This window comes from Methylocystis sp. (assembly GCF_021731785.1).
GTDB lineage: Bacteria > Pseudomonadota > Alphaproteobacteria > Rhizobiales > Beijerinckiaceae > Methylocystis.
This window is the reverse complement of the sequence record NZ_JAKFWS010000083.1, coordinates 36,393-50,814: the sequence shown is the minus strand read 5'-3', so window position 1 is coordinate 50,814 and position 14,422 is coordinate 36,393. Positions and strand designations below refer to the sequence as shown.

Annotated in this window: 21 protein-coding genes and 1 tRNA gene; 9 read left to right on the top strand and 13 right to left on the bottom strand. The window is 61.4% G+C overall.

The genetic code is table 11. The features are described 5' to 3' along the window. Positions 1–67: 67 nt before the first annotated feature. Entirely contained in the window at positions 68–547 is a 480-nt protein-coding gene (locus tag QZ964_RS14090; RefSeq protein ID WP_292532280.1) for a hypothetical protein, read from the top strand. 354 nt (positions 548–901) lie between these two features. Then, a complete protein-coding gene (locus tag QZ964_RS14085; RefSeq protein ID WP_292532279.1) occupies positions 902–1,495 on the top strand; it encodes a hypothetical protein in 594 nt (197 codons plus the stop codon). Positions 1,496–1,756: 261 nt separating this feature from the next. Here QZ964_RS14085 and QZ964_RS21550 read toward each other — a convergent pair whose 3' ends face one another. The 5 genes from QZ964_RS21550 to QZ964_RS14065 all read right to left on the bottom strand — a co-directional run bounded on the left by QZ964_RS21550 (position 1,757) and on the right by QZ964_RS14065 (position 3,402). Further along, positions 1,757–2,002: a GcrA family cell cycle regulator gene (locus tag QZ964_RS21550; RefSeq protein ID WP_367119276.1), complete on the bottom strand. Its 246-nt coding sequence runs from the start codon at positions 2,000–2,002 to the stop codon at positions 1,757–1,759. Positions 2,003–2,137: 135 nt separating this feature from the next. Beyond that, positions 2,138–2,284, bottom strand: coding sequence for a hypothetical protein (locus QZ964_RS14080; protein ID WP_292532278.1), 147 nt, complete (start codon positions 2,282–2,284; stop codon positions 2,138–2,140). Positions 2,285–2,289: 5 nt separating this feature from the next. Then, positions 2,290–2,499 (bottom strand): hypothetical protein, encoded by a 210-nt coding sequence (locus QZ964_RS14075; RefSeq protein WP_292532277.1) that lies wholly within the window; start codon positions 2,497–2,499, stop codon positions 2,290–2,292. After that, positions 2,496–2,693: a hypothetical protein gene (locus QZ964_RS14070; RefSeq protein WP_292532276.1), complete on the bottom strand. Its 198-nt coding sequence runs from the start codon at positions 2,691–2,693 to the stop codon at positions 2,496–2,498. The genes QZ964_RS14075 and QZ964_RS14070 overlap by 4 nt, the downstream gene beginning before the upstream one ends. A gap of 322 nt (positions 2,694–3,015) precedes the next feature. Then, the gene (locus QZ964_RS14065; RefSeq protein ID WP_292532275.1) at positions 3,016–3,402 is read right to left on the bottom strand and encodes a hypothetical protein; all 387 of its coding nucleotides are present in this window, start codon (positions 3,400–3,402) and stop codon (positions 3,016–3,018) included. A 150-nt stretch (positions 3,403–3,552) separates the two neighbouring features. Here QZ964_RS14065 and QZ964_RS14060 point away from each other — a divergent pair, with 150 nt between their 5' ends. Together QZ964_RS14060 and QZ964_RS14055 are read left to right on the top strand one after the other, a co-directional pair. Next, on the top strand, positions 3,553–3,789 hold the full coding sequence (locus QZ964_RS14060; protein WP_292532274.1) for a transcriptional regulator: 237 nt from the start codon (positions 3,553–3,555) through the stop codon (positions 3,787–3,789). 300 nt (positions 3,790–4,089) lie between these two features. Next, on the top strand, positions 4,090–4,302 hold the full coding sequence (locus QZ964_RS14055) for a cold-shock protein (protein WP_292532273.1): 213 nt from the start codon (positions 4,090–4,092) through the stop codon (positions 4,300–4,302). A gap of 258 nt (positions 4,303–4,560) precedes the next feature. Here QZ964_RS14055 and QZ964_RS14050 read toward each other — a convergent pair. Next, a tRNA-Gly gene (locus tag QZ964_RS14050) sits at positions 4,561–4,635 on the bottom strand. A 136-nt stretch (positions 4,636–4,771) separates the two neighbouring features. Further along, entirely contained in the window at positions 4,772–4,936 is a 165-nt protein-coding gene (locus QZ964_RS14045) for a hypothetical protein (protein ID WP_292532272.1), read from the bottom strand. Positions 4,937–5,164: 228 nt separating this feature from the next. Between QZ964_RS14045 and QZ964_RS14040 the strand changes: the two genes are divergently transcribed. Then, positions 5,165–5,713, top strand: coding sequence for a cupin domain-containing protein (locus QZ964_RS14040; protein ID WP_292532271.1), 549 nt, complete (start codon positions 5,165–5,167; stop codon positions 5,711–5,713). Here QZ964_RS14040 and QZ964_RS14035 read toward each other — a convergent pair whose 3' ends face one another. Both QZ964_RS14035 and ubiG read right to left on the bottom strand, forming a co-directional pair. Next, a complete protein-coding gene (locus QZ964_RS14035; protein WP_292532270.1) occupies positions 5,714–6,382 on the bottom strand; it encodes an invasion associated locus B family protein in 669 nt (222 codons plus the stop codon). 77 nt (positions 6,383–6,459) lie between these two features. Beyond that, on the bottom strand, positions 6,460–7,230 hold the full coding sequence (ubiG, locus tag QZ964_RS14030) for a bifunctional 2-polyprenyl-6-hydroxyphenol methylase/3-demethylubiquinol 3-O-methyltransferase UbiG (protein ID WP_292532269.1): 771 nt from the start codon (positions 7,228–7,230) through the stop codon (positions 6,460–6,462). Positions 7,231–7,364: 134 nt separating this feature from the next. On the opposite strand from ubiG, the gene QZ964_RS14025 reads away from it, so the two are divergent. The 3 genes from QZ964_RS14025 to QZ964_RS14015 all read left to right on the top strand — a co-directional run bounded on the left by QZ964_RS14025 (position 7,365) and on the right by QZ964_RS14015 (position 9,640). After that, positions 7,365–8,597: an aspartate kinase gene (locus QZ964_RS14025; protein ID WP_292532301.1), complete on the top strand. Its 1,233-nt coding sequence runs from the start codon at positions 7,365–7,367 to the stop codon at positions 8,595–8,597. An 84-nt stretch (positions 8,598–8,681) separates the two neighbouring features. After that, the gene (locus QZ964_RS14020; RefSeq protein ID WP_292532268.1) at positions 8,682–9,113 is read left to right on the top strand and encodes a hypothetical protein; all 432 of its coding nucleotides are present in this window, start codon (positions 8,682–8,684) and stop codon (positions 9,111–9,113) included. Between the two features lie 146 nt (positions 9,114–9,259). Continuing rightward, positions 9,260–9,640, top strand: coding sequence for a DUF2267 domain-containing protein (locus QZ964_RS14015; protein WP_292532267.1), 381 nt, complete (start codon positions 9,260–9,262; stop codon positions 9,638–9,640). Here QZ964_RS14015 and murJ read toward each other — a convergent pair. The 3 genes from murJ to QZ964_RS14000 form a co-directional block, all read right to left on the bottom strand. Then, a complete protein-coding gene (gene murJ, locus QZ964_RS14010; RefSeq protein ID WP_292532266.1) occupies positions 9,637–11,166 on the bottom strand; it encodes a murein biosynthesis integral membrane protein MurJ in 1,530 nt (509 codons plus the stop codon). The genes QZ964_RS14015 and murJ overlap by 4 nt on opposite strands. A gap of 41 nt (positions 11,167–11,207) precedes the next feature. Beyond that, positions 11,208–11,624: a hypothetical protein gene (locus QZ964_RS14005; RefSeq protein ID WP_292532265.1), complete on the bottom strand. Its 417-nt coding sequence runs from the start codon at positions 11,622–11,624 to the stop codon at positions 11,208–11,210. A 113-nt stretch (positions 11,625–11,737) separates the two neighbouring features. Next, positions 11,738–12,703, bottom strand: a complete 966-nt coding sequence (locus QZ964_RS14000) for a glycosyltransferase family 2 protein (protein ID WP_292532264.1) — start codon at positions 12,701–12,703, stop codon at positions 11,738–11,740. A 67-nt stretch (positions 12,704–12,770) separates the two neighbouring features. Here QZ964_RS14000 and QZ964_RS13995 point away from each other — a divergent pair, with 67 nt between their 5' ends. Continuing rightward, the gene (locus QZ964_RS13995; protein WP_292532263.1) at positions 12,771–13,658 is read left to right on the top strand and encodes a ChbG/HpnK family deacetylase; all 888 of its coding nucleotides are present in this window, start codon (positions 12,771–12,773) and stop codon (positions 13,656–13,658) included. Here the strand turns inward: QZ964_RS13995 and QZ964_RS13990 are convergent. Then, complete coding sequence (locus QZ964_RS13990; protein ID WP_292532262.1) at positions 13,652–14,362, bottom strand: class I SAM-dependent methyltransferase; 711 nt, start codon at positions 14,360–14,362, stop codon at positions 13,652–13,654. The genes QZ964_RS13995 and QZ964_RS13990 overlap by 7 nt on opposite strands. Between the last annotated feature and the right edge of the window lie 60 nt (positions 14,363–14,422).

Below are 14,422 nucleotides of genomic sequence, written 5' to 3'. Positions count from 1 at the left end.
GATGCTCAAACTTAAGGCAATTTTAGGTTCATTGGAATAAGTTCAGCTACAGCTTGGGGGAGCTGCGATGGTCATTCGGTCTTGGAGAAGTTGCGTCTCGTGGTTCGTGTTCGGCGCAGCCTTTGTTCTGGGCTTAATTTATTGCGACAAAACTAATTGTGAAGAATTCAATCTGGCGCCGGAAATGCGCCTGTCGCTCGGGCTCATGGCTCTCTTGGTACTGCAAGGCTTTCTGGCGGAAGCGTTGGGGCTGTGGGCCGACGAAAATGGTTTTTCCATCCCACGTCGCATCTTTCCGCATGTCGGTTTTCCCGTTCTGTGGCGCAGAAAAATCCCGGGAAGGAGCCTCTCTCGGATCGATGCAATCGATAATCGCATGGTTCGGCTTTATTTGACCTCGACCGAACGTGTCGACTTCGTTTTTGCTGACAACGAAAAAAGGCGGCGCTTCCTGCGCTTCGCAAATCAGTTTTATTCACAGCAGGCACACGCTCGCCGAGTCGCGGGCAGCGCCAAGCGCACCGACGCGCAATGCGGCCCGCTCTGACTGTCCGGTCTTTGCGGCAGTGTCGGCGGTGAAGCGGTCGGTCTCACTCCGCTCCCGTGTGTCGCCAACTTGGCGACTTACGGAGGGATTGCCGTGCTTCGTCTCCGGGTGCAGCGCCTCATAGGCGTCCTTGCGACGCTTCGCCTGCCACGCTTGCCTCGGCTCGCTTCAGGACTAACTGACCGGCGTCGCTCGGCGTGCAGCAGAGCAGCTCCTGTAAGTCCCTTGCCGGCTTCACGGTCGCGGTCTTTTTTTGGCGCGTATCATCCGTTCCTGCCCCCACGGCGGCACGATCTGCTCAAGGTCGGGAGTGGCGAATTCGCCAATGTGCTGCACGCGTGCGGAGACATGCTCATGATGAGACTCCTATTCATTTTCGTCGCGGCGATCGGCTTGATCGGGCGCGCGGACGCGCAGGCAGTGCGCAGGGATTCCGCCAAGGCTATCCAGAAAGTTCAGCAATGCACGGCCCAGATGGGCCCGAACGTCATAACCTTCAGCTTCTATCAGCCGACAAAGTCGAGAAGCCAGTTCTGCGAGGACGTTCCCGAAACGGGTCCGACGATCATCGTCGTCGACACCATGCAGGACGAATTGAGGGACATGATGGTGGAGATGCGCATCGTTAAGGAGATGGATTCGACGGAGCAGGAAAGCGCTGCGCTAGCCGAGGCCTATCTTCCGCCAGCGCGCTTCCAGACTGGAGTTATCCAGCTCGAACATGACTTTAGGGAAAAAGGAGACTATGTCGCTTTGGTGCGGGCGCGGAGCGAGGACGGCCGCAAGGAATACAACGCTCGTTTCGTCTTCTCGGTCGGCGAGGAGTTTCAACGCGCTTGGACTGCCATCGCCGTCGCCACCCTCGTCGTGATAGCTTTGGGCGCGAGTTGGTATGCTTACGCCTTCGGCAAGCGAGGACCGAGCAAGACCACGCTCCGCGACGCCTGAAGGCGCACGCTTTCCCTTTGGAGCGCACAGCCGTCGCGCCCACGGGACCGCGCTCTTAGACACTGGGCCGATAAATTGTTGATCAAGGTTCAGGGCTGAGCAAATTTTGCCGCTGTGCGCTTGCGGCGCATGAAATAGCCCGGTCGTCGCCTGCCGGGCTGGAGTTTTGCGGTAGAAAGGATCGTCGCCTATTGGCGGGCGACAGGCTGATCCGAAGGCGCGCGGCGCGTCGGGAGCAAGCGCGAACCAGCCGCGCTAGACTTATCGGCGCGGGACTGGCCGATAAGCGAGCTGTCTATGTGCGAAGCAATAGGGAGAGCCGATCGGCGTGGAGTCGCCGTAAAACCGCGTCGGCGGATCATTATTGTGTCCCAGTGGGAATTTGCATTGCCCCTCGCGTAGCGCAACGAACGGAATACCGATTTGTGGCTCAATTGGACGCTCTATTTCCACTGTGATTGAATTTTCGGAATGCTCGGCTAACGCTATTTCAGCACCGTTTGTCATCGTCACCGCCTCGACGTGGGGGCCGGCATAGTGGCTGATTCGCAACGCAAAACGCCCCGCCGTTACATCCACGGTCGGGGCGTCTCTGCGCCGGCAAAGAGGAGATCGAAGCCGGCGCTTGGCAAGATGTAGGGCTCAGAGCCGCGTGCGCAAATCCTCGGGCATGAGCCATTCGGCAAGGTCGGCGAAGGCCCGGCAAGCACGCATGGCCCATCGTGCCAAGCGAATGCGCTGTATGCGGATCCACAATTGCGGAATGGTGGCCTGGGAGAGGTCAGTCATGACTGCTACTCCTCCTCATGCCATTGATGGTTCGCTGCTTCGGTTCGCTCTCGGACTTCTTCCGCAAGCTGGTAAATCGCCGATAGATCTCTTTCTCCGACCTGATGCGGGTAGTTTCCAGTCAGTCCAACCATCAGCATCCACAGCGCGCGCGAAAGATACTCCGCCTCTCTGAGGTTCTCCTCCAGAATTTTACCGTTGGTCGCGTCGGTCATCGGCCGTAATCCTCCTCGAAGTCGTGATCTTCCTCGCGCTCGTCATCGTGCTCGCGATCGTTGTCGTAGCCGCGCAGCGCCATCTCGGGATGGCCGTGGCCGTGGCCTGTCCAGCCGAGCGAAGGCTCAGCTTCGTCACATGAGCCCCAGGCGTCCGCATTCGCCCGCCAGGCGTGCTGCTGATTGACGGCCATCGTCGCGCCGAGCGCCGGCTCGTCGTCGCCGCTGGTTCGTCGTGTTCGTCCTCTACTTCCCGGTCGTCGTCGGCGGCGCCGAGCGCCCATAGCGTTTGAGGGGGAAAGCTGGATGCTCCGGGCGCTCCCAGACTCGGCTCGTCGTCGCCCACATCTTCGCAGGGCGCGTCGTCTTCCGGCGCGTCGGCGTCCTCAAGATCGGCGTCGGCGTCGATCTGGTCCAACAGGTTCAAGAATGCATCCACGGCGTCGGCGAGCGCCTTGCGCATGCCGGGGCGCAGTTCGATGAAGAGAGGGGCGGCGGCGTTGTCATTGGCTGTGCTCATGACAGCGACTCCGCCCCGTTCAGATGCAGGTCCAGCGCGCGCAGGACATTCCCGAATTCGTCGCTCAGTTCCGGCCGACAGCCGAGAAAGTCACACTCGAACCGGAAGAGATATTTCAGCTTCACAAGCAGCTCGGCGTCGGATGCGCAAGGCGCCAGCGACAGTTCATCCCAAGCCGCCACCAATGCGAAGTAGAGCGCATCGACCGTCTTGTAGTCGGGCGACGGTTTCGACCTGTAAGCAAGATGGGCCGCCTTGTGGCGCTCGATTGCCCCTGCGAGCGCTTCTGAAATAGGCGCGGCGCCAGCAATGGCGGGAAGCCCGGCGACGGGCGCAGCGGCGAGGCCGGCCATCACGGCGCGGCGGGTGGTTTGGGTTTTCATGCAATCTTCCTCCTTTGGATAAGCCGAGGGCGTTCGCCGAAACGGGTGGTTTCGGCGTTGCTCTCGCGAGCGGCTTGGGATAGTTCACCAATTAAATGATGGTCAGTCTGTTGTCAATGTCTGAGCTATTAAACAATTGGTGAACCATTAATGATGACGAGCGAACAGGTAAGAGCGGCGCGGGCGCTGCTGCGCTGGGAACAACGGGAATTGGCCGAGGCGTCTACGGTTTCACTCCCATCAATCCAGCGACTCGAAACGAAGCCTGGACCGCTTGCCGCTCAAGCACGGACGATAGCCGCCATCCGATCGGCGCTCGAAGCGGCCGGTGTCGAGTTCATCGAAGAGAACGGCGGCGGGCCGGGCGTGCGGCTGAGGAAGAGATAGGCTGGGCGCGGCCCCGACCGCGGATGTTGGCGTTTTTGCTTCTCTTGATGCCCGACAGTCTCAAGCAACAGTCACAGATGTTGCCCGGCAATTCGTCCAGACGGCCTCTCGCTTCTCAAGTTGCGACGCTTTTGGCTTCACCCAGGTTTGGCGCTATATGGACTCTATCGAAATTCGGCCGAACGATCTTGCTTTCGCGAATTTGGCCGCGTCGGCATCTGACTTCCTATCCAGAACTTCGATTTTCGCGCTCTCGCAAACCCGCGGGGACCCGATAGCTTGTTCTTGAAAGGACATGTCATGCCAACCGGAACCGTGAAGTGGTTTAACGCCCAAAAAGGCTTCGGCTTTATTCAGCCGGAATCAGGCGAACCGGACGTATTCGTTCATATCAGCGCAGTCGAGCGCGCAGGGATGCATGCCCTCAATGAAGGTCAGAAGCTAAATTACGAAATCGTCGTCGATCGGCGCAGCGGCAAATCGTCAGCAGACAACTTGAAAATTGCGGATTAGGGCCGGCGACGACCGGGATTTTTCATGAGCGATCGGCTTGTATTCGGGGCATGGACGCCTAATTGAGCCGCAGGCCGTCGGCCCTATGGGTCGACGCCGCCCTCACTTAGCAGCCCGGTCAGAAATGGCCGGGCTTTTTCGTGTGTAGGGCGGCGGTAGAGCAGGGCGCGTTTGCTTCCCCCATGCTTCCCCGCTGCGCACCAAAAAGAAAACGCCCCTAAGGGCGAGCTTTAATTCTTTGATTTTTTTGCTGATTTTTGGAGCGGGCGAAGGGATTCGAACCCTCGACCCCAACCTTGGCAAGGTTGTGCTCTACCCCTGAGCTACACCCGCATCCGTTGCGCCGGCAAAGCGTGTCGAAGAACCGTCGCGGCGCCGTTATGCCGGAAACGAATTTGCTTTGCAACTGGGCGATGGAGCTTGACCGCGACGCTCCGGAAGGGGCGGGCTCTTCCGGAGCGTCGCCGCGTCATTGGATCATGCGCGCCGTGCTGCCGGTGTCTCCGGTGAAGTTTGCGGTGTCGGGCGAAATCCAGTGCGGCGCCCAGGTCAGGCCGACGACGACAAAAGCCGTGAGCCCAACCAGATAGATCAGGATTTTGCCGACTTCGCCGTCATGAACGTTAACTGGCATTTGCCTCTCCCATTGTTGTCCGGCCTTTGCCGGAAGGATAGGGACGGCGACGGGTGATGCAGCGGTAAAAGCCGCCGCCGTCCGCCAGGACAGCTACAGGGGGACTGCCGTGGCTAACGCGCAGTTTGTGGAGGCGGTCACGAAGAACAAGGACCACAGAGAGTATTTATCTTGGTCAAATACTTGGTATCATGAGATTTATACTTTCTGGACCCAGGAGCCCGCGCCATGTCCGACGCTTTGAGCTATGAAGACATCATCGATCTGCTGGAGCTCGAGGCGAACGCGACGTGCGGCTTTGTCCGCATCACCTACACGAGCAAGTTGTCATTCGGCGCCAACGCTTTGCCGCCGCCCTTCGCGCGCAGCGGGCCAGTGGGTTCGGCGCTTTATTTTCTGGTGACGCCGCATGCGCCGGTTCGGCTGCACCGCATCCGCAATGACCAGCTTTACCATTATTATCTCGGCGATCCGCTGGAGCTATTTCTGCTCCATGGCGACGGCTCGGTCGAGCGCGTGGTGGTGGGGCCTGATCTGCGCGCGGGTCAGCGCGTGCAGCTGCTCATTCCCGGCGACACTTTTCATACGGCGCGGCTTCTGGGGAGCGGACGCTGGTTTTTCGGCGCCAGCACCGAATGGCCGGGCGTCACGCCGCAGGATGTCGAAATCGGCGATGTCGATCGACTGGCGACGAAATATCTCAGCGTCGCGCCTGAGATCCGGGCCATAGCGGCGTCGGTCAGAGACGCTCTGACAGCGGGCGGCGGCCCGCGATAGCTATTTGCATTCCTGCACGGCGCGGGAGAGCGCTTCCGACAATCCCCTGAGCGAATAGCTGTCGGTGGTGCTTGTGCCTTTTAACGAAGAGGCCTTCACGACGAGTTTGGAGCCGCCGCGCAGCGCGCCGACGAATTCCCGCTCCCGCGACTGATCCTTCACCCAGGCGTTCGTTCCCTTGGTGATCAGCTCGTAGCTGTCGCCGTCGATGTCAGCCACTGCGGCTGAGCCGTCCTTCGTCGCATAGCCCAAATTGATCGCGACCTCGTTGTGGATATTTTCCGCCGGCCGCGTCGAGATAAAAATGTAGGCGGAAGCGTCTTTGAGCTTCGCTTTTGGCGTCCGCTCTTTCGGCTGCGCGAGCGCATAGCAGGTCCTATTGCGTCCGCTCTGGGCGGCATAGGCGCCCCATTCTCCGTAGCTGCCAAGCTGCTCGGGCTTCTCGGAGCCTTTTTCGGCGGTGGTCTTTTCCGGCTTTTCCGGCTTTTCGATCTTTTCGTTCTTCGCCGGTTTGCGCTTGTTGGCGGTTTTCGATCCGGCGTCCTGAGCCGGAGCTTCTTCCGCTGGCTTGGGCTTTCCTTCCGCTGCGTCGAACGCGAAGGCGATGGCCAGTCCGGCGGCGGCGAGAGTGAGGAGAAGTCGGGAGCGCGTGCGAGATGTTCTATCCATAGGCAAAGATTCTAACGGCGGCGGCGGGCGCGAACAAGGGCTTCAGCGCCGTTCTCACCCGTTCAGCGCGTCCGAGCCTAGCCCTCTTTCCGGGCCGTCATCAAGTAATTGACGTCTGTGTCATGACTCTTTCGCCACCGTCTGGTCAGCGGCTGGAAGCTCATCCCGGCGCGGTCGATTTCCCGCATGCCGCCCTGGCGCAGCCATGACGACAGCTCGTCCGGGCGGATGAATTTGTCGTGGTTGTGGGTGCCTTTCGGCACCCAGCCGATTACATATTCCGCGGCGACGATGGCGAGTAGATAGCTCTTCAACGTCCGGTCGATCGTCGCTAGGAAGAGCAGGCCGCCTGGCTTCAGCAGCCGCCCGAGCGTGGCGATGAACTCCCGCGGTCCCTCGACGTGCTCGATGACTTCGAGCGCCGCCACTGCGTCGAATTGCGCGCCGGCTTCGGCGAGGTCTTCGGCGGTGATATTGCGGTAATCGATGTTCAGTCCGGACTTTTCGGCGTGCCGTTTTGCGATGGCGATGTTGTTGGGCGCCGGATCGACGCCGGTCACATCGGCGCCGAGCTGCGCCAGCGACTCGCTCAAAATGCCGCCGCCGCAGCCGATATCGGCGATGCGCACGCCTTCGAGCGGCCGGTCGCCCGGCGCATTCAGCGCGCCGGCGTCATGGCGGATGAAACGGCGCACATGATCGCGGATGTAGGCGACCCGAACGGGGTTGATCTCGTGGAGAATCCCCATTTTGCCGGTCTTGTCCCACCAAAGCTCGGCCAACCGGTTGAACCGCGCGACATCTTCGGGATCGACGCTGGCGGAGTGGGGCGATGACTGTTGGGGCAAGTGGAGCCTCGCGAAGATGCGGAGATATTGATAATTCCCTTGGCGGCGGGCTGGCGTTGACAGGCCCGCCGGCGCGGACACATATAGCGCCGCTTCCTGTGGGACGCGAGCGTCCCGCCCATTTCCCGGTCTTCATGTCGCGCCTGGTCATGAAATTCGGCGGCACATCGGTCGCCACTGTCGAACGCATCCACAATGTCGCGCGCCACGTCAAACGCGAGGTCGACGCCGGGCGCGAGGTCGCGGTCGTCGTTTCGGCGATGGCCGGCAAGACCAATGAACTTGTGACTTGGTGCAAGGAGGCGGCGCCGCTTTACGACCAGCGCGAATATGACGCCGTCGTCGCGTCAGGAGAACAGGTCACGGCCGGGCTTCTCGCGATGGCGTTGCAGAAGGCGGGCGTGCCCGCGCGCTCCTGGCTCGGCTGGCAGGCGCCGATCTGCACCAACGCCACGCATGGAGCGGCGCGCATCGAGTCGATTGACGGCTCGGGTATCGTCGATGGTTTCACCCGTGGAGAAGTCGCCGTCGTCGCCGGCTTTCAAGGCGTGCACCGCGAAAGCGGACGGATCACGACGCTCGGGCGCGGCGGCTCGGATACAAGCGCCGTTGCGCTTGCCGCAGCGATCAGAGCGGATCGCTGCGACATCTACACCGACGTCGACGGCGTCTACACGACCGATCCCCGCGTCGTGCCGAAGGCGCGCCGCATGGACAAGGTCGCCTTTGAAGAAATGCTGGAGATGGCGTCGCTTGGCGCGAAGGTTCTGCAAGTGCGCTCGGTCGAAGTCGCCATGGTGCATGGCGTGCCGACCTATGTGCGCTCGTCCTTCGACGATCCAGAGAATCCGGGGCAGGGCACGCTGATCTGCAACGAGGAGGACATTGTGGAAGCCCAGGTCGTCACAGGCATCGCCTTCTCGCGCGACGAGGCGCAAATCACGCTTCGGCGCGTCGCCGACAAGCCGGGCGTCGCGGCCGCGGTTTTTATGCCGCTGGCCGAGGCGGGGATCAACGTCGACATGATCGTGCAGGTCGTCTCCGAAGAGGGCATGACCGACATGACGTTCACGGTGGGAACGGCTGACTATGAACGCGCCTTCGCGATCATCGAAAAGGTCAAGGACGCGGTCGGTTTCGCGCATATGACGGGCGAAAAGGACGTCGCCAAGATATCGGCGATCGGCATTGGCATGCGCAGCCATGCCGGCGTCGCCGCCCAGGCGTTCCGCGCCCTCTCCGAAAAGGGCGTCAATATCCGCGCAATCACCACGTCGGAGATTAAATTTTCCGTGCTGATCGACGAGGCTTACACCGAACTCGCCGTCCGCACGCTGCACTCGCTCTACGGCCTCGACGCCGCATAGTGGCGCTCGCATGGCCACGCTTGAAGCCGAGCGTCGCCGCGACATCTTTCCCCGCAACCGCAATGCTTGCGGGGAGGACGTCCAATGGAAGAACTCACCACGAATGTCATCGCCGATACGAAGCTCGATCCGACGATCGCCAAGGCTGCGCTCGGCCTGGTGCTTGGTTTCCTGCGGGACAAGGATACGACCGGCAATATGGAGGTTATGATCGCCAAGATGCCCCGCGCCCAGGAGGTCATCGACGCGTCGCAGTTTGTCGGCGACGGCGGCGTCACTCAGGTCATCGAAGGCATGTCAAGCTTCATTGGCCACGGCCGCGCTGACTTAAATATTCTTGCCGGACAGCTCGAAAAACTGGGGGTCAGCGAAGCTCAAACTGACGCTTTGGTGCGCCAGGTCCTGAAGCGTGCCGAGAATGTCATCGGCACCGAGGGTGCCGAGAAGATCAAGAGCATCCTGCCGGCCCTGCGCGAGCGCACCGACTCGCCGACAGATTTGCGCCAGTCGGCGTAGGGCTCCAGCTGGCGCGCCAATCGCGCGCCAGCCTTTCCCTGTCTGGCTGCCGCGCGGGAAGCGCGCGCGTAGCGGCGCTTGATTTTCGTCCCCGTCGCGGCGACAGTCCTCGCGTTTTTCAAACATCGAAGCGAGAGAGGCCGGATATGGATGAATTGGCAGCGCGCGTTTCGGCGGCCCTTGGCGTTGAGGCCGAAGTGGCGCGGACCGCTATCGGCCTCGTTCTGGGCTTCCTTGAAAAGGAGTCGCCCGACGGCGCCGTCGCCGAATTACTCCACAAGCTTCCCGGCGCGCGCGAGGCGATCGAATCTGCTCAATCCGCCGGCGGCGGGGGTGGTCTCGCAGGATTGATGGGCGGCATGGGCGGGCTGATGGGACTTGGCGCCAAGCTCAATGGCGCCGGCGTTGAAATGAGCCAAATCCCCAAGCTCGGTCATGAGATTTTCGCTTACGCTGAAGCCGAGCTCGGCCCGGAAAAGCTCCGGGAGATCATCGATTCAGTCCCCGGCCTCGCTCAGTTCGTTTAACGTCTGAGGCTTCTGATCGTCACGCCGAGCGCGCGTAGCGCCCCAACGAGCGCGCCGGCATAGACGAGCGCGCCGGCAACGCCGAGCGCTGCAAGCGCGACGAGATTGGCGAGCGCGCCAAAATGTCCGCCGATCGCCAACGCAGGCGATCGGCCGAAAATCGCGACCGCGGTCAGAAAGAAGCAGGCGACGAATGTCGCGCCGAGCGTCTTTACGAAAATGGCGTCGAAACGCATTGAGTCCTGCGCCAGCGCGATCCCGACGAGGGCGGCGAGGTTGATCCACAATCCGACCGACGTCGCCGTCGCGAGTCCGACGGCGCCAAGGGGCTGGAACAGTACGACTTTCAAGGCGACATTGGCGGCCAGCGCCGCGAGCGCGATGAGCATCGGCGTCCTCGTATCGCCGCGCGCCTGGAAACTCGCGCGGGCCGAGGCGATCAGCACAAGCGCCATCAGACCGGCGCCATAGGCAGCGAGCACGTCGCCAGCGGCGTAAGCATCGGCGGCTGAAAACTTGCCGCGCTGGAAAAGGCCTGCGACGATCAATTCCGGGATGGTGTCGAAGGCGATGAAGAACGGCGCCGCGAGCGCGACGGTGAGCGCCATGGTTCGGCTCTGCGCGTGATGGGCGCCCGCCTCGTCGCCCGACGCGAGGCGTCGGCTCATTTCCGGCAAGAGCACAGTGCCGGCGGCGATGCCGATCACGCCGACGGGAAGCTGATAGAGCCGCTCCGCATAGGAGATCGAGGAAACGCCGCCGTCTGGAAGCATCGAAGAGAGAATCGTATCGGCGAGAACGGCGATCTGAGGACTTGCCGAGCCGATGATCGCCGGCCCGAGGCGGATGAAGAAGTCGCGTACGCGCGGCCAATGCGGCTTTCGTAAGCGCTGCAGAACGCCGATGCGCCGCGCCTGCCACATCAGCAATCCGAGTTCCAGCGCGCCGGAGACGGTGACGCCCCAACTCGCCGCATAGCCGGCGTTCGGAAAAAGAAAGGCGACGGCGAGCGCGGCCATCACCGAGAAATTCATCAGATTGGGGGCGAAGGCCGGAAGCGCGAAACGGCCGTGCGCGTTCAGCGCGCCCTGGTGCAGAACGAAGAGCGTGATGAACAGCAGATAGGGAAAAGTGATGCGGGTCAGATTGACGGCCAGCGCGAATTTTTCCGGACGGTCGTCGAGGCCTGGCGCGAGCAGCGAGACGAATTGCGGCGTGAGCGTCCAGACGATGGCGAGCAATATGATCTGCGAAGCGAGAAGCAGCGTGTAGACTTCGCCGGCGAACTCCTCGGCCGCCGCGTCGCCCTCCCGCTCGATCGCCATCGAATAGGACGGAACGAAGGCGGCATTGAAGGCGCCTTCGCCGAAAATCGCTCGAAAACTATTGGGCAATCGCTGCGCGATAAAAAACGCGTCGGAGACGGCGCCGGCGCCCATGATCGCCGACTGCATGGCGAGCGACAGGAATCCCGTCACGCGCGAGAGCAGGGTAAAGCCGCCGACCGAGAGCAGATTGCGAATCATCGCAATCGTCCTAACAGGATTCCGTTAAGCCTGCGCTCTCCTCAGTGCTCGGGACAGTGCAAGGAATAGCCGCCGGTTATCGTCGCGAGTTCGTCGCCTTCGCCGCGTGACCAGTGAATATTGGCGCTGCGGCGGCACTTGTCGGAAATGCTCGCGCCACGTTCATATGTCGCGATGTCCTTGTCGGCGTCGACCGTAAATCCTTCATCGCGCAATTCGTCGATGATATCGTCGATCTCGGTCGATCCAGCATGGAAGCGTTTGACGAGCCGCGACTGGAAGATTTGCTGGTCGGCCTCGGTTTTTGACTCGGGCAGTCCTTCAAGCAGGCTCGGCACGCCGCTGGCGGTCGCAAAGCGCCATATGCGAACGCCGAAGGCCGCGAACAGCGCGATGAGCGTCGCCGCGATGATGAGGTTTCTGCCGCGAAATAGCGAAGGGCTGGCGTCGGAACTCATGAATTTGCGCTTTCTCAACGATGTGCGGATAGAACGCGCAGCGAAAAGCCGAATCCCGCCTTTGCGTCGAGCGTATCCTAAACTTTTTAGACCAATCACGTTATCTGCGGACTTTACGACCGGTCGCCCGCCTTTGGCTGGGTTTCCCTCGCGCCCAACCTCTCGGCGACGAGATAGAGCGGCCTTCCCTTTACCTCATTAAAGATGCGCGCGACATACTCGCCGAGCACGCCGAGCGAAATCAGCTGAATGCCGGAAAAGAACGCGATCGAGACCACGAGCGTGGGAAAGCCCGGCGTATCAACGCCAAAGAGCATCGTGCGGACCCAATAGTAGCCCGCCAGGGCGAGGGCGAAGGCCGAAATCAAGAGTCCGACATAGGTCCACACCTTGAGCGGAATTGACGAGAAGGACATCATCCCGTCGAGCGCGAAACGCACCAGACGAGCGAAGTTGAATTTCGACATCCCGCCCGCGCGTTGGTCGACGTCGAAAGGCACGCCGATCGATTTGAAGCCGATCCAGGCAAAAAGGCCCTTATTGAAGCGCGCGCGCTCGCGCATCGTCAGCAGCGCGTCGACCGCCTGCCGGTCAAGGAGACGGAAGTCGCCTGCGCCGGGCGGCAGCCGCACGTCGCCAAATTTCTCCAGCAGGCGATAGAAGACGCCGGTAAGGGCGACGCGCAGTTTTGGATCTGTCGCACGATCGACGCGCTGGCCATAGACGTTCTTGTAGCCTTCTCGCCATTTTTCGATGAATTGCGCGATGACTTCCGGCGGGTGCTGCAAGTCGGCGTCCATGATCACGACAGCGCGTCCGCTGGCGTGATCGAGCCCGGCGGCGATCGCAACCTCCTTGCCGAAATTGCGCGAAAGCGACAGGGCGTAAAAGCGTGGCTCCTCGGCGCAAAGGTCGCGCAAAATGTCCAGGCTCTCGTCGGCCGACCCGTCATCGACAAAAACAGCCTCGTAGGAGACGTCGCAGGCGTCGAGGGCGGCCTCTATTCGGGCCGCCAGCGGCCGAAGATTTTGTGCTTCGTTAAAAAGAGGGATGACAAGCGAGACGTCTGGGCTGTTCATGGGTGGGTTAAACCAATATTTATTGGAGCGGCATAGGGATGATTGCCGGATTCGGAGAGGCGGGCCGATGGCTAAGGAGCAGATTGTTGCGCTGTGCGCGGACGATTATGGCCTGTCTTATGGGGTGAGCGCCGGCATTTTGGAGGCGCTCGACGCAGGAAGGATTACCGCGGTTTCGGCGCTGGTGAACGGTCCTCGCTGGCCGGCAATGGGCTTGGAGCTGGTTCGGCGCGGACGAGACGCCGACATTGGCCTGCATTTCAATCTCACCTTGGGGCGGCCGCTCTCTTCGATGCCGAAATTCGCGCCCAATGGCGAGTTCCCGCCGCTCTCCCAGGTTGTCCGGATGGCCTATGGCGGACGGTTGCCAATGGATGAAATCCGCGTGGAAATCGATCGGCAGTTCGACAGGTTCGAAGCCGTAACGGATCGCCCGCCGGACCATGTCGATGGCCACCAGCATATTCACGTTCTTCCGGGCATTCGAACGGCGCTGCTTGACGCGATGGCGGCGCGAAGGCTTGGCGGCCGGGTCTGGGTTCGCGACGCGGGGGACGGCGTGCATCGAATTCTTGCGCGCGGCGCCAACGCCCGCAAAGCGCTCTCCGCTCTGTCGTTGGCCAGCGGCTTTCGCCGGGAAGTCCGCAGGCGCGGGTTCAGCGTCAACGACGGCTTCGCGGGATTTTCGGATTTCCACCCGAGCTTTGACTACGCGAGAATCTTTCAAAGCTATCTTCGAGCGCCTGGCCGCAGACACCTCATCATGTGCCATCCAGGCCATGTGGACGAAGACCTGCGCAAGCTCGATACGGTGACGATCACCCGCGAGCAGGAACTCGCGTTCCTTCTGTCGTCGAAGCTGCCGGAAATGCTGGAGCGGCGCGGCCTCCGGCTGGCCCGATTGTCGCAAGCGGACCGAAGGCCGTCCGCGCCGCAGGCGGCCGCGGCTCAGTAGATCCCCTCGAAGGAAATCGGCGTCCGTTTCTTGCCGTCCTTGAGATAGATATCCTTCAGGAAAGACGCCCGCCGGCGGTTGAAGTCCTGAAGCCACCAGCCATCGCCCAGCGGATCGAAGACCGGCGCGTCGGTGCGACGAAATATGGCGGTTGAGCCAACGAACTCCACCTTCTCGAACATGCGGTCCTCGCTCAGGAAGTCCGCGAGCCGGCTGATGGTCGGAATATGGATGTCATCGACGACGAGCAAACTGTCGGTCTTCAGGTGCGGATAGAAGTAGTAATATTCGAGATCGGGGAACGGAAAGCCGTGCGGCCCGTCGATCAGGACGAGATCGTAGGGAAGATGGTCCGTGTAGCGCGGCAGCGTGGACTGAGTCGGACCAAAGACAAGGTCAAGGTGATCTTGACGCGTCGCCGGACAATTCAGGAAATAGTCGACGCTGGAGTTTTTCTGCCCGCGATCGTCATAGCAGAAGACCTTGTGTCGATCGGCGATGCGCGACAGAAATATTGTCGACTTGCCGCAGCCGGTTTCGGCCGACACGATCGACGATCCATTCAGCAGCCGCTCGATGCGTAGCAAGGTGCGCAGCGGCATCGATCCTGCGCTGTGAGCGAAGCCGAAGTCCCGCTCATAGGCGCCGATTTCGGCCGCAATGGTTTTGTCGCGCGTCGCCTCGGCCCGCAGCGGGCCCGGCATTGACGAGATCGGGGAGCTCCAAAGCCTTCGCCGTGCTCGGCTGATCAGCTTGCGAACGAA

Coding starts and splice junctions, on each gene's coding strand:
- QZ964_RS13990 (WP_292532262.1), bottom strand. CDS start 14,362: ATGCCGGGCCCGCTGCGGGCCGAGGCGACGCGCGACAAAACCATTGCG.
- QZ964_RS14065 (WP_292532275.1), bottom strand. CDS start 3,402: ATGAAAACCCAAACCACCCGCCGCGCCGTGATGGCCGGCCTCGCCGCT.
- QZ964_RS14085 (WP_292532279.1), top strand. CDS start 902: ATGATGAGACTCCTATTCATTTTCGTCGCGGCGATCGGCTTGATCGGG.
- QZ964_RS13995 (WP_292532263.1), top strand. CDS start 12,771: ATGGCTAAGGAGCAGATTGTTGCGCTGTGCGCGGACGATTATGGCCTG.
- QZ964_RS14090 (WP_292532280.1), top strand. CDS start 68: ATGGTCATTCGGTCTTGGAGAAGTTGCGTCTCGTGGTTCGTGTTCGGC.
- QZ964_RS14070 (WP_292532276.1), bottom strand. CDS start 2,693: ATGGCCGTCAATCAGCAGCACGCCTGGCGGGCGAATGCGGACGCCTGG.
- QZ964_RS14055 (WP_292532273.1), top strand. CDS start 4,090: ATGCCAACCGGAACCGTGAAGTGGTTTAACGCCCAAAAAGGCTTCGGC.
- QZ964_RS14015 (WP_292532267.1), top strand. CDS start 9,260: ATGGATGAATTGGCAGCGCGCGTTTCGGCGGCCCTTGGCGTTGAGGCC.
- QZ964_RS14035 (WP_292532270.1), bottom strand. CDS start 6,382: ATGGATAGAACATCTCGCACGCGCTCCCGACTTCTCCTCACTCTCGCC.
- QZ964_RS14080 (WP_292532278.1), bottom strand. CDS start 2,284: ATGACTGACCTCTCCCAGGCCACCATTCCGCAATTGTGGATCCGCATA.
- QZ964_RS14020 (WP_292532268.1), top strand. CDS start 8,682: ATGGAAGAACTCACCACGAATGTCATCGCCGATACGAAGCTCGATCCG.
- QZ964_RS14025 (WP_292532301.1), top strand. CDS start 7,365: ATGTCGCGCCTGGTCATGAAATTCGGCGGCACATCGGTCGCCACTGTC.
- QZ964_RS14045 (WP_292532272.1), bottom strand. CDS start 4,936: ATGCCAGTTAACGTTCATGACGGCGAAGTCGGCAAAATCCTGATCTAT.
- QZ964_RS14005 (WP_292532265.1), bottom strand. CDS start 11,624: ATGAGTTCCGACGCCAGCCCTTCGCTATTTCGCGGCAGAAACCTCATC.
- QZ964_RS14000 (WP_292532264.1), bottom strand. CDS start 12,703: ATGAACAGCCCAGACGTCTCGCTTGTCATCCCTCTTTTTAACGAAGCA.
- QZ964_RS14040 (WP_292532271.1), top strand. CDS start 5,165: ATGTCCGACGCTTTGAGCTATGAAGACATCATCGATCTGCTGGAGCTC.
- murJ (WP_292532266.1), bottom strand. CDS start 11,166: ATGATTCGCAATCTGCTCTCGGTCGGCGGCTTTACCCTGCTCTCGCGC.
- QZ964_RS21550 (WP_367119276.1), bottom strand. CDS start 2,002: ATGACAAACGGTGCTGAAATAGCGTTAGCCGAGCATTCCGAAAATTCA.
- QZ964_RS14075 (WP_292532277.1), bottom strand. CDS start 2,499: ATGACCGACGCGACCAACGGTAAAATTCTGGAGGAGAACCTCAGAGAG.
- QZ964_RS14060 (WP_292532274.1), top strand. CDS start 3,553: ATGATGACGAGCGAACAGGTAAGAGCGGCGCGGGCGCTGCTGCGCTGG.